Below are 15,744 nucleotides of genomic sequence, written 5' to 3' on the forward strand. Positions count from 1 at the left end.
CGGCAATTTCCGCTACCCTAGAAGTCTTGAATCATCGCCCCTTCCACCAGGAACAGCGTTCATGCCCTTCCCCGCTCTTACGACCGGCAACAGACGACAGGCTGCCCAGACTGTGGCACTTCTGTCCTCCTCTTGCGTACGGGCTGATGGGTTCATGATGGGCGGCATGATGCCTCCGCTCATGTGCAGCGGAATGCGTATCAGCCCATAAGGCGCATTACCTCTGACTGACTGCCGACTGCTAAAGCCGGTCACTGTCTGATCAGGTATCCGCACAGGGCTTTTCCCCAAAGATTCCCGCAAAATCCGGATAGTTCCGGAAAAACCGGCTTTCTCGCCTCGTCCCGGCGCTGCTTTCATGCAGCTCTGCTTGCGCGCATACGCGTCTCGAAAGCAGGGCCTGAACGGCAGCGGCCCCAGCCTGGCTTCACGTCCCTGAACATGTGCCTGGTACCTGTACCCACCAGATCCGGCAGGGAGAGGACGCAAAACACAGGCGCTGACCGGGGCGGATACGGAAAGGCGGATGACCGACGGAGTTAGTCCTCTCCATGGCCCGTTTTCGCAGATTTGTTTTCCCTTTTGCCCGCCCTGCGCTTGCCCACAATCCTTTTCTGTCTGTGCAACGCTCGCAGAGCGCCGTCTCTTGCCAGGCTTCCCTTAAATGGGCATTTGTGCTCAGTGCCGGGTCGCTTCCGATCTGGAACGTTCCGCTTCTGCAGGCAGCGGCCCCTTCTGCGCCCCTCATCTGGTTTCCCAACGTGCCGGGCACCCTTTCTCCAGGCAAAGCCCCTGCGCACGGGGCTCTCCGGCAGGTGGGCTGGCATGGGCGCGGGCCTTCTGCACATGACCCCTTCCCCACCCGCAGCCGGAAGGACCTGTCTCCTGGGCGCCCGCAGGCCGGCAGGGGCAGGTCGCAGGGTGCGCCTTCCGGTCCTCACCGCTCCCGCACCCTGAGCGGAGGAACGGATTCCATCAAGATCAGCACCCGCCGCGTTGTTTCCCATGGCGCCGAAGAGGTGGTGAACCGCCAGATGATCAACCAGTTCGTCGCGGGCACCAATCCCCTCGAGGTTCTGGCGCTCACCAGTCCTGGGGCCAGCTTTGCCAGTGGTGACCCTTCAGGCATGGATACCTCCACCAATACCTTCTACCTGCGTGGCTTCAACCTCACCCAGCTTGGCGTCACGGTAGATGACATCCCCATGGGCAGCCAGATGTTTGCCAATGTGGGCGGGGCCACGGCAACACAGCTTTTCATTCAGGAAAACATCTCCCGTCTTGAAGCCAGCCAGGGTGCCGGCGCGCTCGACACGCCTTCATCGCAGACCCTGGGTGGGGTGCTGCGTTACACCACTTCTGACCCCTCAGACCATTTTGGCACGCGGATCAGCCAGCAATTCGGCAGTTTCAACGGATTTCGCACCTTCGCCCGTATCGATTCCGGCAAGCTGAACGATACGGGAACGAAATTTTACGGCTCTTTCCTGCGCTCTGACCACAATCTCTGGGCCGGTTACGGGTACCAGAAGGCCTGGCTGGGGAATTTCAAACTCGTCCAGCCACTCAGCGATATCGGCAAACTTACCTACAGCTTCGACTACTCTGACTTCTCCGATTACAGCCCGCTCGGCCTGACGAAGAACATGGAGCGCGTGCTCGGCTATCACGCCCATAACTTCAAGCCTGACTACCACAAGGCCACGCAATGGGCGCAATGCGTCGTGACCGGCTGCATGCCTCCCGGAAGCGCCGGGCTGACGCCTGATGAAGTCAGTGATGTCGGTTATCAGGGCGGCCAGATCCAGCGCGCTTATCTCAATGCGCTCAAGATAGAGGTTCGGCTCTTTCCCAATGTGCGTGCCACCACACTTGGCTACGGGCAGGTGGCCAATGCCTGGTATGGCGGCACCCAGCCCGGCATCGTCACGCCTGAAGGCTTCCCCATGGCTGAATTCGCCCAGCACCCCAATATGAGGCGCATCGGCTTCACCCAGACCTTCGACATCCAGGCCGGCCGCACGAACGCCGTGAAGACGGGGCTGTGGTATCAGAACGACTACATGCAGACCTGGAATGACCTCTTCGCTGACGGGCCGGCCGGGGCGCATTCCATGTTTCACCATCTTCACAACGACCGGGCCGCGCACTGGGCGGAGGACAGAACCAACACCAACACCTTCCAGTTCTTCCTGCAGGATCGTTGGACGATCCTGCCCGGCATGACCTTTCTGGCCGGTTTCCGCTCCCTGACCCAGACAACAGCCGGTGGCACGCGCCATGACTGGTCATCCCAGCTGACGCGCCAGGGCTGGGGACTGTTCTACAGCCATCCGGCCAATGGCAGCCTGACTGCAGCAGCGGCTTTCCTCCCCCATTTCAGCTATGACTGGCGCTTCGGAGCTGACAGAGCCCATGAGGTCTACTGGGACATTGCCGAAAACATGCGCGCCTATGATTACAACGTGCAGTTCTCCAGCAACACACCGTGGTCCGGGCTGGGCACAGCGAGCGGCGCGAGCGGGCAGCAGGTTTTCAACCAGCAGAAATCACGCCTGAAGCCTGAACGCACCTGGAACTATGTGGTGGGGTACCGTTATACCTCCGCCTTCCTTACGGCTGGGGTGGATTACTACCACACCGACTACATCAACCGCCTGGGCGGATTGACCTCGGGCAGCGCGCTCAACCCGGTGCGGGCCTATCTCAATCTCGGCAACGAGACCATGAACGGGGCTGACGTGGTAGTCACCGTGCACCCCCTCCAGGCACTGGGACTGGCGAAGGACCGCTGGGGAGACGTGGGACTGACCAACAGCTTCAGCTACAACCATGCCGCTTACCAGAACAAGGCGCTGCCGACCTCGAACGGACCGCTGAACATCAAGGGCAAGCTGCAGGTCTTCTACCCGCAATACATGTACAAGATGAACCTCAACTACCGCTACCGGCACCTGACAGCCAATTTCAATGTCACCTACAGCTCATCACGCCCGCTGACCTACACCAATGACACCCGGGTGCCGGGTTACTGGACCTCGGAGCTGACAGGCACCTACGATTTCGGCGGGCTGGGCTTTGCGCGGGATTTCCAGGCCAGATTCGGCATCACCAACCTGTTCGGCGGAAAATATTTCAGCGGCATCCATGGGGGCGCCGCCCTGACAGGCGACGACAACCCGATCCTCTACCCCGCCGCCCCGCGCGCCTTTTTCGGCGCCGTTGAAGCCCGATTCTGAGGAGACGGTACATGTTTTTTCTGGTTCAGCGCAGCTGCAGCCGAGAAAACATGCGCCTCCAGCCGCGCGGAAACATCCGGCAGACGGAATATCTCCAGGTCAGACAGCGTCGGCATTCTCAACCACCCTGCTCCCACCGGGCGCAGCAGCTGGCGGGAGAAACCATTTCAGTGCCCGTCGAGCCATACCTTCAGGTGCAGTAAACGTGGTGAGCCGCCGTACTCTCAATGATTTTGTTACTGGAACAACTCCAGGCGCGTATTTCTCCTCTAAGGAGGCGCTAACCCTCGACACAGCCACAAACACTTTCTATCAGCATAATTTCCTGCTCTCCCGGCTTGGCGCGACGCTAGACAGCCTTTTCATAGAAGAGCAAAGCTTCGCCATTTGGGAAGGAGTAGCGATCAACCAGATCGGGATTCAGAAGACTACCGTCACGCTGACCGTCACCTAGGTCGCCAACGCGCGCTGGATGCCTTCACGATACAGCTGCCAGGCGGTGCCCTAACCCATACGAGCGCCGCCCCACAAGCCGGAAGGTAGGTCAGTGTCAGTCAGTAATTTAACAGTTTCAACGGATACGGATCTTCTGTGCGTGCTAATTCTGGAGATCTCAGCATAAACAGCATGTGTTTCTACGCCGCTTTCAACCGCGCTGACCAAAATAGGTAGATAGGTCACCGCTATCAGAAAGAATGGTCAGGAAACTTCAAGAGCCTTCTGCTCCTCAAAGCACACAGCTACCTTATCTGCACTCGCAACCATTCGAATTTCGACCAGAATTATTATCTCGGTCCAACAAAAACATGTGGTACCGCCTGGACTGGAAGCTGCACAGTGTCAAACCCAATCTCTTCAACCATCTGGATAGCATCTCTTTAGACTCGGTCAGCAGCCTCACCAATGCCTAGGCCAAGCTAGCCCATGGAATCATAAACGGTATAATTAATGCGGAATTATCTAAAGATTACTGCCAATTATTTCTCCCTTACTCATTTATAAAGGAAAAACATTTACATTTTTATGGAATAGATCATATTCTCTTTTTAATATCCGAATAAATCTTCTTTCTAAACAGTTTATTTTACTTAAAGCTCTTAATTGATTCAGAACCCTAGATTCTATATCTGAACCTTTTAGAGAAAAAATCTTTTCAGCTTGTTGAGCATATTTATAAAAACTCCCTGCTTTTCCTTGGGCAGCAGAGTTTTTTTTACTCTTCTTCGGGAATTTAATTTCTGACCTCATAACATTAAAATATGGGAAATTACTTTTCACTTCCTCATAGCTAAAGCTAGGATTATTTTTGATATAGCCCCTGCACCATCTGTGAATTTTCCTATTTAGCTTACGCTGAAAATTAGAAATACTACTATTTTTAATGTAAATTCTTTTTCCATCATATCGAAATCCCAAATAAGAAATACCAAGCTTGTCTTTTTTATGGTTTGGATTTAAATTAGTGGCAATTTGAGACGTAGATCCCTTTACTTTTTCATATTTGAAACAGCTCGTTTTTTCACGAGAGAGTGATAGCATTGGGCCAATATTTTTCAGTTCTTCATCAATAATTTTTGAGATAGCATCCTCCCATTTAGACGTCTTACAAAAGAATTTTTCTGATTGTGTTGGAATAATTAAGAATAAATCATCAGCATACCTAAAATATTCTCCTCCTTCATTTTCTAGAAGATTTTTCATCTTCAAATCAAACTCAAATAAAGAAAAATTCGCTATTAGATCCGACAAGGGAGCCCCTTGCGGTATTCCATGTTTTTCCTTATTTTTCTTAACTAAAGGAACAATCTTCTGTCTATATTCATCTAAACTACAAATTTTCTTTTTTCTTTCCTTATAAGGAGGCAAGCCTTGATACATAGAACCTGAAAAATCTTTATAATTTTTTAGTAAATTTAGACCTCTATAAATCTCTTCTTCTTTTATATAAGAGTAAGAAGTTATATTTTTATATACTTGGTAATGATCCTTGGGTAAATTTTCACTATTTAATAATTTCTTCCACATTTTTTTTATTACGCTATGAGGTATATTTTCAAAAAAACTCTTTATATCTAGAGCAATAACAACACATTCATCCATTTTATTAATTTTTATAAACGCCTCGTATGCGAAATCAATATTCGATTTATTCCTATTATTTGTACTTGATGGGATCTTTCTATAGGCTAATACACTTTGGTCTAAATCATATTCCCTAATTAAATTCTCATAAAGCAATGAAAGTTTTTCACGATACAGTTTAAAAATAAATGAATCATTAGTGGAAGCTCTTCTTAAAAGACGTTTTTTAGGTGGTCTTTTTATCTCCCCTTTTCTGCGAAATTTTCTCCTAACTTTCTCCTTTTCTATAAAAGGAAAGAAAGAATGTTTTTCTACTAAAGAAGAATCCTCTTTTATTTTGCGTGCGTAATCAGGATCCCCTAGTTCAAAATGCGGATAATCTTTTCTCTTGTATATTTGATGAAAATCCAGATCGGAAGCCTGATTTATGTGCGAAAGGCCAGGTTTATGTTGAGATACTAGTCTCATCCAAACCTGGCCTCCGTTCTTAAGTATGCTGTTTCGATCAACCTAGTAATGGTTGGTCGAAACATAGGTGCTTAACATCACAATCTGCTATGCTCAGCGAAATAACCTAATCTGGAGATTATCCTCGATGATAAGATTGTTAGCAACTGTCGATTTGCATTCGCATCCGGCCTATGGCTGGTACGCTTTAATCGGCGTTGCGATTAACATAGCTCAAACTACCCCATTTGGCAGCAGAATTAGATTCTAAATCCTTATTCCTAAAATTGTCAAGGCCGATTTCTATAATTTTAAATCATAAAAAAAACCGCCTCATCCCATAGAGAAACAAGACGGTTTTTTCCGACCTAGCTTTCAGGCGTCAACGCGCTGACAGGCCAGGCAGGCTGAATTCGGTCTGGTGGTCTCAGACGGTCTTCAGGTTCACGGCGGACACTTTACCGTTGCGGCCGCGTTCCAGGTCGTAGGAGACCTTCTGGTTTTCGGGCAGATCCTTCATGCCGGCCTGCTCGACTGCGGAAATGTGCACGAACACGTCGTCGCCGCCGTCTTCAGGTGCGATGAAACCATAACCCTTGGTGGGATTGAACCACTTCACGGTGCCTGCGCTCATTGCAAGCTCCTTTTCTTCAATTCACATTGGCGGCGGGGAAAACGGCCCCACCCTTATAATGCCCTACGGGACATCACCCCGCCACATGCGGCGTGAACCCGTAGAATTACCCAATGTCGTTCTCTACCCCTAGCATGACCCCCGGGGGAAAGCGAGAGGAATCACCCATTCTCTTTCAAACGGGTTCAGACGGCGCTTGAATGCCGCGCCACCCCGTCGCGCCTGAGGTGCTGGTCAAACACGGCGGCCACATTGCGCACGAAAAGGCGCGCCTCTTCAGGCACGCACACTACGTCCCCTTCCAGCGTGACAAGGCCGTCCGCCACCATCGGCGCCAGGGCGGCGCGCTCGGCTGCGAAGTCTTCCTCTGCGTTGAAGCGACGGCACTGGGCGGCGAGATCCACCTGCAGGAAGGTCATGAGTTGCTCTATCACCGCAGCACGCAGGCGATCCTGGCCGCGCCGCGTCACGCCGCGCCAGGTGGGCAGTCCGCCTGTGCGCTCCACCCCGTCCTCCCCGGTCAGGGCCCGGCGATAGGCAGCTGCGCTGACGGCGTTCTGCGTCAGGCCCTGGGGAAAGGCCGAGATGGCGGAAGCCCCGAGCCCGACCAGGATATCTGAATCATCAGTCGTATAACCCTGAAAATTACGGCGCAGCGTGCCGTCCTCCAGCGCACGGGCCATGCTGTCGCTCGGCAGCGCGTAATGATCCAGCCCCACCACGACATAGCCTGCCTCGCGCAACACGCGGTCAATGGCCTCGCGCTGCTCGAAGCGCGCATCACTGTCGGGCAGCAGGTTTTCATCAATCAGCTTCTGACGCTTCTCTTTCCACGGCACATGGGCGTAGCCGAACACGGCCAGGCGGTCCGGGCGCAGGGCGGCGATGGAACGGGCGGTGCGTGTCACGCTTTCCGTCGTCTGGCGCGGCAGGCCGTAGATCAGGTCGATATTGACCGAAGCGATGCCGGCACCGCGCATCTCGGCAATGCACGCTTCCGTCTGCGCGCGGCTCTGGATGCGCCCGGCTGCCTTCTGCACCGCCGGGTCGATGTCCTGCACCCCGAGGCTGACGCGGTTGAAACCGAGCTCAGCCAGCAGCGCGCCGCAGCCGGGCGGCACATTGCGCGGGTCAAGCTCGATCGAGACCTCCGCATCCGGCGTGAGCGGCCATTGCGCGCGTGCCGCCGCCATCACGGCCCGCAGGCTCTCGGCAGGCAGGGAGGTAGGCGTGCCCCCGCCCCAATGCAGATGGGTGACCGGATGGCCCGGACCCGTCAGCTGGCCCACGCGCGCCACTTCCTCCAGCAACTGCCTACCATAGGCGAGCCGGCGTTCCTCATGGCGCACCACAGACGTGTTGCAGGCGCAGAAACTGCACAATTCATCACAGAACGGCACGTGAAAATAAAGCGAGAAGGAGGCACCCGGCGCCAGGTCCTCCAGCCACCCGGCCAGTGTGGCTGAGCCTGTCGCTTCAGTGAACTGCACGGCCGTGGGGTAGCTGGTATAGCGCGGCAACTGGCCGCTGTAGCGGGCCAGAAGCGCTTTCTGACGCGCTGAATCGAAGCCCGCTTCCCGGGGAACGGCAGAAGCGGGCTTGTCGGGAGTAAAGGCAGGGCTTGGCCCGAAAGGAACAGAAGAAGCGCTCATGCCCCGTGCATACTCCCGCGCGGGGAACGTGCCAAGCGACCGCCTGAGCCCGTGTTCAGGTACCTGGGTTCAGGTACCGGGCTTCAGCTTGTTCCAGTCCTCGCCCAGCTTGGGGTCTGCAGCCAACGCCTTCTCGGCTGACCAGCCGCCAGCCCGCAGCTCCTGCAGAGACTTGTGCGTGCGCAGCACTTCATGGGCACAGGTGCGGATCAGGGCTGCCTGCTCAGGGGTGATGTGGCCCAGCGCCAGAGAGCGACCGACATCCATCAGGGCCGCTTCAGCATGGTCGCGATCGATCACCGGCCAGGCGCGGCGGGCCATGAGGGCGAAAGCCGTATCCGGCAGGGCTTCGCGTTCAGCTTCAGTAAGACGTGCCATAGAAGGAGCCTTTCAATACTTCATTACAGAAGGGGTTCAGTGCTGCGGGGTGTTGCACCAAGCGTGCCCGCCTATACTCCTATAGGCTCGCCTGCGCCCGCAAGCCCATTGATGAAAGCCCATCCCTCATGCGCCAGCTGCCTGCCTTTCTCGCCCGCTTTTTTCCGGACCATAATCTGTCAGCCGGTCTGGCCGGAGAGCTGGCATCGCTGGCGCTGTACGTCCTGGCGGCACTGGCGGAAATCGCAGGGTGTTCCGCCTTCTGGGCCTGGCGGCGCACAGGCGCCAGCGCCTGGTGGCTGGCTGGAGGGCTGATCTGCCTGGTCTTGTTTGCGTGGTTGCTGACCTTCGCCCCTTCTGATCAGGCCGGACGCGCCTTTGCAGCTTATGGCGGGATTTATATCGTCACTGCTCTGCTGTGGCTCTGGCTTGTAGAAGGTACGCGCCCCACCTGGTGGGATCTGGCAGGGGCTGGGTTGGCGCTGCTGGGCGCAGTTGTAATCCTGCTGGGCACGCGTGCCACAGGCGGGCCAGGACGTTTCTGAAGTATCAGAAACGCCCTTATTATTTAAGTCAGCCCTGCTTGTCGCCGTAGGCTTCCAACAGGGTGGTGGCCGCCAGTTTTCCCAGCGCCTCTGCAGCCAGGGGGCTGTCACCTGTCACCAGATGGCGGTCACGGTGCACGCGGCCCAGCTTGGGGCTCGGCAGTACTTTCAGCCCCGCCTGCGTCAGCGCCTCGCCCACATACCAGCGCATTGGGGCCGGGATATACCCGATATCAGGCAGTTCACGGTCGATCGCATCAGGGAAGGCACAGGTTTCATACCCGGCGAAGGGATTGGGCGCCGGGTCAGCCAGGCTTTCGGGATCAACGAAATTCAGCGCGTGCTCCAGCTCCGGCAGACTCGCCGACATGAGCGCTACAGAGGCTGAAAGCAGGCAGGCAGGGCCGTGGCACAGCGTGATGATGAACTTGTCGGTCGCCAGCGCCTGATTGAGCAGCACACCCACATGCCGGCTCAGCGGAATGTCATTGAGCACTCCGTGGCCGCCGGGCACAAACACGGCGATGTATTCATCCTCAGTCGCTTTGGCCGGCTGGGTGCCGTCCTTAGCCGCAGCGACGCGCGACAGCCCTCCCTGCTTGACCACCTCGCGCAGGTCCAGCGGGGATTCAAGCCGGTCACGGAAGCGCTCATAAGTTGCCGCGATCACCGGATCCTTGTCCGGATAGGCCCAGTTCTCGAACTTCACGTGATCGCCTGAAGGCGTTGCGACATCCACCTCAAAGCCGGCTGCAACTATATGGGCCAGCGGCAGGAGGGTTTCCACCGGATGATTGCCGCTCGAGAAATACTTGCCTTCATGCACCGGCAGGTAGCGCTCCTGCGTGTTGATCATCAGCACCTTTTTACGGCCCTTGTAGGGGTTGGCATAATGGGGCTGGGCCGCGCCTGTCTGCGGGGCTGTGAAGGCTGCAAGTGAATAGGGGGAGGGGAAATAGGCGCGCATCTCCGCCCGGTCACGCACGGGGCGTTTCGACAGGGTGGAGGGGTCAGCGGCCGGGGCTTCAGCAGGGGCGGAACACATGGGCGGAACTCCTTTGTCTGTCTCCATGAAAGCAAAAAGGCGGCAAGTCCGGCACAGGAAGCCGGCAGACCGGCAGGCAAAACCGGAAAACCGCTTCTGCCCGGAACCGGCAGAAGGGAAAGAAACGGATTGGAAATCGGCAGGGCATCTGCCGGAAGGCCAGGTAGTGGAGAGAATATCGGGCCAGAAAGGGCATCTTTCAGTAAAACCACTGTCGCCAAGATTACCCAGGCCCTGCAACCCTTGATTGCCCATAGCTGCTCTGAACTGCAGGCAGAGGTTGCAGCCGCTCGAACCACTGACAGTTCTGCCAGTTCTGCGGCCGTTTTGATTTGATCTGGTCTGAGCCCAGCTCAAAAGAAAGCTTTTGTTCACCTGGCTTTTGCAAATGTCCGACCTCCTCTAAACTGCCGCGACAGTGCAGGCCCGAAAGACAGCGAGAACGTGATAACAGGCCACGCAGGGCGTGCCGGGCAGAACAGAGGAGAGAGTGATGGGAAAGAAGGTCAGCCACGCGAATCGGTTTAACAGGCAATTTCTGCTGGCCAGCCTGGCCCTGCTGGGCAGCCTGGCGGCCTGCAGCAGTGGCACAGCGGGGCTGAAGACCTCGCGCCAGACCGGCACCTTTGTCGGCAATCATCCGGTCGGCTGCATGGTTCTGGCCCCTTTCTGCCCCATGCTGCAGGCCTATACCCTGCTGCCTGAAAAAGCACCGCCCCAGCCGGCCGATCCGGTCTGGGCAACCGCCAAGGCGATGGAGGACTGCGCTGACAAATACGGCGAACGCAAACAGGCCGGCGAACTGGCGAGCTGCCAGAACGAGGCCTTCACGCAATGGGGCCAGAAGGGCGGCATGAATGCAGCCGCCCTTACCGCTGCCACCGAAGCCAACAGCGCCAATGCCGCCCAGGTGGCCTCCAAGGCCATGCCGGCCGAGATGGCCAGGCTGAGCTGGAACGGGCTGATGGAACGCGCCACGCTCGACAGCCCGCCAACGGCTTATACCCCCAATGCTGATGTGGTGCCGTCCTCGCTTCTGGGCTGGCAGCAGCATGAATGTGCGGCACGTTACGGCTCGGTCAACCGGCAGCTCTACGTCTATCAGGCCATGTGCGACAATGCGGCCCTGATGGCCTGGGCGCGCCGCAGCCACGTGCCTTATGAGAAGATCCAGCCCATGATGGATGGCAACCTGCAGATCAGCTACCAGGAACAGTCCCAGAAGCTGGATCGTGAACAGGCGCAGATGCAGCGTGACGCGCTGACCAAGGCCAGCGGGCTGGATTTCAGCATTCCCCAGAACAAGAATGTCTTCCCCGGCAACGCGCCCAAAGCCGCAACGCCCTGAGACTTTCCCCAGAGCCCTGCCCCTAATCCTCCGGCAAGGAAAACCCCTCCTGTGTCCCGCCCAGCTTTCCCAGTGCGCCTCCGGGCGCGCCACGCTCTGTCTCCCTCAAGTCCGGGGATGACAACTCCGGATCGAGCCATGCCGTGCAGGGCGGGACTGCTCGGCGCAGGTCTGCTCAGCCTGGCCGCCGGGCTCGGGCTGATGGGGGGAAGTGTCGAGGCAAAACCACCCGCGCCCATTCCTCTCGCGCCCCCGGTGAAAATCGCCCAGGCCGGTCCCTGGCAGCTCTACCGTGTGCCCAGAGCCACGCCTGCTGCAGGAAATCCGGCCTCAGATACGGCGGCTTGCATGCTGACCTACACTTCACGCATGCAGGCACGCACGCCGCTGGTTCTGAGCGCTGATGCGCGGGAGCTGAGCGTGGGCAGCCAGGATCCAGCAGATGACTTTTCCCCCAATGAAGTGGAAAAACTGACGGTGCGGGCCGGCAGCTTCGACCGCACTTTCCGCGTCCGGGGCACGGAAACTGAGCCGGGGCTGATGCGCGGACGCGTGCGCCGGCGCTGGCGTGCGCCTCTTCTCGATGCCCTTGGCAGCACCCTTACCGTCTCGGTGCAGATCAACAATCAGCGGCCCCATCCCCTGAAGATGATCGGCGCCCGCCCCCTGTTGGACGGGTTCCGCCAGTGCGCCCGCCAGGCTGGTTTCCTCAAGGCCCTTGGAGAGAAGCCCTCTGGCGCGACTGCTCCACAAACGCGCGCTGGAAACAAGCAGAACGCCCAGGCGCAGGCGCAACAGAACCCAGGGCAGGCGGGTCTGCAGAAACCGGCTGTCCCGGCTCTTCCTGAAGAGGCGACTCCGACCCTGTATCTCGCGCCTTCCTGACCCCTTCCTGAAAAACCTGCTTTCTGCTAAGTCGGGCCCGTATTACCCCATCCCGCCGCCGTTTCACTTTCAGCCCCTTTCCAGCGCCTCTACCGGCCCGGAACAGGCTTTGCGCTGATCGTTTCGACAGGAAAATCCATGCGCCTTCACGCCCTTTCTTCCCCGGTTCCCTACCTCGCTTCCGGCCTGGTCGCTCTGGCGGTGGGGGTCGGCAGCCTTGCCGACGGTCTGACAAGCAGCGCCCAGGCCGGAGCAGCGGTGGCGCCTGCGCCGGCCACGGCTTCAATGCCCGCACCCGATCCGGAAGCCCTCCCGCCAGGCGTGGAGATCCTGGCGACAGGCGGCGACTGGCTGGCGATGAAAGATCTCGGCAACAAGGATTCCGGCGGCCAGCCCATCTGCGCCGCCCTGAACGTAGAACAGGACGGCGACATGGCCCCGCTGATGCTGCGCGCCGACCGGGACGGGCTGGAACTGCGCACCGCCAGCATCGACTGGGCCCTCACACCCCGGGCCCACGGCACCCTGACCGTCAAGGCCGGCAAATACGAGCGGACCTTCATGGTGTTCGATGGGGATGCTCACGTGCTGGGCACCTTTATCACGCCTCAGGCCATGCGCACCCTCCTCCATGCGCTGGAAACAAGTAAAACGGCCAGCCTCCAGTTCGGCAACCGGACACTGGTGAAGCTCGATATGCAGGGCGCTGACAAAGTGCTGAAAACTTTCGCGGCCTGCGCGACCCGTTCCGGCTTTGCCGAGCTAAACACCACGCCCCGCACCTCTCCCTTCTGAGTCTCACTGACTTCTCACCAGCCCCCAGGGCCTGCGGATCAGGGCCGTGCGGCCCTGCGCCGTCGGGCTGGGCCGGTATATTACGCCTCATCCGACAACGATCTGATGCCATCGCCTGTTCATGCACTCTTCCGCTTTTTCCTGCTCCAAACCCTCTCACATCCTTTACCTGCGTCCACCTGGGCTGGCCCGGTCGCGCTTGAAAGGATGGCAGAAACTGCCAGCAGGCCTGAGGGCAGCCGCCTTCAGCGCCGCGGTAATGGCCTGCCCCAGCACAGCGCTCGGGCAAGCGGAGCCGCTGCTTGAGCATCGCCTGGTTGACAGCCAGGGCGGCGCCTGGCTGGCCACACACCACATAGATGCCCGCAGCCAGAGAACCGATGAATGCGCTCTCACCTATCTCCTGGCGCCTGGAGATGATCCGCTCGGGCTGCAGGCCTCGCGTCGCGGTTTTGCGCTGCACAGCTACAATGCCCACTGGCGTCTGGTACCGCGGACGCGGCTGCATTCAGCCACAAGGTCGGGCCTCGGCAGCGCACGCAGCGGTGGCAGGGCCGATCACAGCGGCTTACATACCCACCTGGCCCTCCCGCATACCCAAGGCACACTGGAGATCAGTGCCGGGCATTATCAGTCCCGCTTCACCCTCCACGCAGCCACCCCCCATCTGCTGGTCGGCACTCTGACCGCCGGCCAGACAGAGCGCCTGCTCAATGCGCTTGAGGACCACAATACAGCCTGGATGACCTTCAGCGGCTCTGTCGGCTCCGGGCTGGAAACGCCTGATGACAGAGCCAAGGCCAGAAACCTGGACATCAGGGAAGAAGAGGAGGACAAGGAAATCATCACCCTGCCCGCTGCCCGATCCGGCAAGAGGGTGATGCTGGCCCTGCGGCCCACCCATCTCCATCCCGCCCCGAGCGGCGAAGGAACGCAGGAAGCACTGGAGGCCTTCCGCAAATGCATCAATCAGGCTGGGCTGGGTGATTTTGCCATGACCCCGCATGTCAAAAGCCCGTTCTAATTCTTTTTCAGGAGGCGTCCCCATGTTTCAGGTCATGTCGGTGCACGCATCTGTGCCATCCCCCCTTGCAGCGCCTTCCCACAGGCAGCAGGGCTGGCGTCTTCTCGCCGGGCTGCTTTTCGTGACGGCCCTGCTGGGTCCAGGCTGGGGCGCAGTCAGCCATGCGGCTTCCGCGCCTGCCGGCAGCCTGGCTGAAGGTGGGGTGACAATGCTGGCCCGCGGCGGGCAGTGGGTGGCCCTGCAACAGGCAGCTGGGGGCCGGGTTGGCCAATGCGCCGCTTTTGCCATGAGCCAGGACGGTGAAACAGCCCCCCTGATGGTTCATGCCGATGCCAATGGGCTGGAGCTTCGCACCGGCAGCGCGGACTGGAACTTTCCCGAGCCCCGCTCCGGCCAGCCCCCCGCGACCTTGACCATCACTGCCGGCGCCAGTCCGGGCCAGGGTTTTCCGCAAAGCTTTCCGATGTTCTATGGCGACAGCCACAGCCTGGGTGCGCCGGTCACAGCACCGCAGATGCAGGGGCTTCTGCAGGGCCTGCATCTGGCCGGAAGCGGCCCCGATCACAGCGTGACCCTGCATCTCTCGGGAATGGCTTCAGGCAGCAACGCGCCGCTGCATGATCTGCCTGTCTCGCTACAGGGCGCAGACCCGGTGCTGAATGCCTTTGCCACGTGCACACGCCAGGCTGGCTTTGCCGCTCTGCAACCACCTGCCTGACCTGCAGCCCCCGCTGCTGGAGCGGGTCAGTGCAGCCAGCAGGTCCAGGCCAGGCTGCCAAGGGCGCCCAGCACTCCCAGAACCGTGAGACTGACCCAGAAACGGGCATGTTTGCTGCCGTGACGGCAGGGAGAATAATGAACGAGATCTTTGGGCATAGATCGCTCGGAAGCTGTGGGACGAAAAGGGAAGAAGAACTGCCGGGCAGCAACGACTCTGGCTCTACACGTCTACCCATAAATCGCTACTGCATCAGCCCTACAAGTGCAATGGAGCCGCCCCTTTCTTTGATCTCTCGCGGCTCTCTCGCGCCCGGGCAAGCATTTACCGCTGATTTCCGCCAGATTTTCTTCTTGCACGCCTGCAGAGGATGAAGCGACTTCAGGAGAATGTGATTTTAATCTCTCTTAATATATATAATTTTAATACACTTTTAAGCTCTCAGATGCTTAATACTGCAAAGAGCCCGCTCACTCTGCCGATCGGGCAGGAGACACTTTCCGAGCCTTCTTCCGACCTCAGTTCCCGCACTTCACCTCTCAGGCTTTAAACGCAGCTCACAGCTGATGCGTAATGTGGAGTCCCAGTTTCACGGACAGAACCCCCATGACCCTATCCTCTTCCTTCATTTCCTCCTCCCCGCGCTTCATCGTCACCCCGCGGCCTGCTGGCGCCAGATCTCCAGCCAGACCGCCTGTCGGCAAACTGCCCCTCGGCACGACCAGCCGGTCCCGTTCTGACCGCACGCAGGCACCAGAAAACTGCCCGGGCCTTTTCGACCAGGTGATCCAGTCCCTGCATGGCACCTCTCTGAGCGACCTTTCCGCCTCCGAGATCTGGACGGCTCTTCAGGCCGCACAACGCGACAATCCGCTCTGCGCGCGCATCCTTGCCGTTCTTTCCACGCATCTCCTGGGCCAGAACCGGGCTGACTGACAGACGGCTTTCAGAC

At 58.2% G+C, this 15,744-nt stretch carries 15 protein-coding genes; 9 read left to right on the forward strand and 6 right to left on the reverse strand.

From position 1 onward, the window contains the following. The first annotated feature begins 551 nt into the window (after positions 1-551). Together E3E11_RS03205 and E3E11_RS03210 are read left to right on the forward strand one after the other, a co-directional pair. Positions 552-3,239 carry a TonB-dependent receptor domain-containing protein gene (locus tag E3E11_RS03205; protein ID WP_141451158.1) on the forward strand — a complete coding sequence of 896 codons (2,688 nt, stop codon included), beginning with the start codon at positions 552-554 and terminating at the stop codon, positions 3,237-3,239. A gap of 208 nt (positions 3,240-3,447) precedes the next feature. Further along, complete coding sequence (locus E3E11_RS03210) at positions 3,448-3,693, forward strand: hypothetical protein (protein WP_141451159.1); 246 nt, start codon at positions 3,448-3,450, stop codon at positions 3,691-3,693. A gap of 542 nt (positions 3,694-4,235) precedes the next feature. Here E3E11_RS03210 and E3E11_RS03215 read toward each other — a convergent pair. The 4 genes from E3E11_RS03215 to E3E11_RS03230 form a co-directional block, all read right to left on the reverse strand. Beyond that, a complete protein-coding gene (locus tag E3E11_RS03215; protein WP_141451160.1) occupies positions 4,236-5,789 on the reverse strand; it encodes a reverse transcriptase domain-containing protein in 1,554 nt (517 codons plus the stop codon). A gap of 406 nt (positions 5,790-6,195) precedes the next feature. After that, entirely contained in the window at positions 6,196-6,402 is a 207-nt protein-coding gene (locus E3E11_RS03220; RefSeq protein WP_141451161.1) for a cold-shock protein, read from the reverse strand. A gap of 185 nt (positions 6,403-6,587) precedes the next feature. After that, the gene (gene hemN, locus E3E11_RS03225; protein WP_141451162.1) at positions 6,588-8,054 is read right to left on the reverse strand and encodes an oxygen-independent coproporphyrinogen III oxidase; all 1,467 of its coding nucleotides are present in this window, start codon (positions 8,052-8,054) and stop codon (positions 6,588-6,590) included. 69 nt (positions 8,055-8,123) lie between these two features. After that, positions 8,124-8,432: a hypothetical protein gene (locus E3E11_RS03230; protein ID WP_141451163.1), complete on the reverse strand. Its 309-nt coding sequence runs from the start codon at positions 8,430-8,432 to the stop codon at positions 8,124-8,126. A gap of 200 nt (positions 8,433-8,632) precedes the next feature. Here E3E11_RS03230 and E3E11_RS03235 point away from each other — a divergent pair, with 200 nt between their 5' ends. Further along, positions 8,633-8,977, forward strand: a complete 345-nt coding sequence (locus tag E3E11_RS03235) for a YnfA family protein (protein ID WP_196778314.1) — start codon at positions 8,633-8,635, stop codon at positions 8,975-8,977. 28 nt (positions 8,978-9,005) lie between these two features. Here E3E11_RS03235 and E3E11_RS03240 read toward each other — a convergent pair whose 3' ends face one another. Next, the gene (locus E3E11_RS03240; protein WP_141451165.1) at positions 9,006-10,022 is read right to left on the reverse strand and encodes a DJ-1/PfpI family protein; all 1,017 of its coding nucleotides are present in this window, start codon (positions 10,020-10,022) and stop codon (positions 9,006-9,008) included. Between the two features lie 493 nt (positions 10,023-10,515). Here E3E11_RS03240 and E3E11_RS03245 point away from each other — a divergent pair, with 493 nt between their 5' ends. The 5 genes from E3E11_RS03245 to E3E11_RS03265 all read left to right on the forward strand — a co-directional run bounded on the left by E3E11_RS03245 (position 10,516) and on the right by E3E11_RS03265 (position 14,792). Beyond that, the gene (locus tag E3E11_RS03245) at positions 10,516-11,370 is read left to right on the forward strand and encodes a hypothetical protein (protein ID WP_141451166.1); all 855 of its coding nucleotides are present in this window, start codon (positions 10,516-10,518) and stop codon (positions 11,368-11,370) included. 138 nt (positions 11,371-11,508) lie between these two features. Then, entirely contained in the window at positions 11,509-12,255 is a 747-nt protein-coding gene (locus E3E11_RS03250) for a hypothetical protein (protein WP_231118975.1), read from the forward strand. Between the two features lie 138 nt (positions 12,256-12,393). Next, entirely contained in the window at positions 12,394-13,050 is a 657-nt protein-coding gene (locus tag E3E11_RS03255; protein ID WP_141451168.1) for a hypothetical protein, read from the forward strand. 259 nt (positions 13,051-13,309) lie between these two features. Beyond that, a complete protein-coding gene (locus tag E3E11_RS03260; protein WP_141451169.1) occupies positions 13,310-14,074 on the forward strand; it encodes a hypothetical protein in 765 nt (254 codons plus the stop codon). A 22-nt stretch (positions 14,075-14,096) separates the two neighbouring features. After that, entirely contained in the window at positions 14,097-14,792 is a 696-nt protein-coding gene (locus E3E11_RS03265) for a hypothetical protein (RefSeq protein WP_141451170.1), read from the forward strand. Between the two features lie 26 nt (positions 14,793-14,818). Here the strand turns inward: E3E11_RS03265 and E3E11_RS08610 are convergent, their stop codons facing one another. Beyond that, entirely contained in the window at positions 14,819-14,950 is a 132-nt protein-coding gene (locus tag E3E11_RS08610; protein ID WP_269203637.1) for a hypothetical protein, read from the reverse strand. A 448-nt stretch (positions 14,951-15,398) separates the two neighbouring features. Here E3E11_RS08610 and E3E11_RS03270 point away from each other — a divergent pair, with 448 nt between their 5' ends. Beyond that, the gene (locus tag E3E11_RS03270; protein WP_141451171.1) at positions 15,399-15,728 is read left to right on the forward strand and encodes a hypothetical protein; all 330 of its coding nucleotides are present in this window, start codon (positions 15,399-15,401) and stop codon (positions 15,726-15,728) included. The last annotated feature ends 16 nt before the right edge of the window (positions 15,729-15,744 follow it).

Source organism: Oecophyllibacter saccharovorans, assembly GCF_006542375.1.
GTDB classification, from domain to species: domain Bacteria; phylum Pseudomonadota; class Alphaproteobacteria; order Acetobacterales; family Acetobacteraceae; genus Oecophyllibacter; species Oecophyllibacter saccharovorans.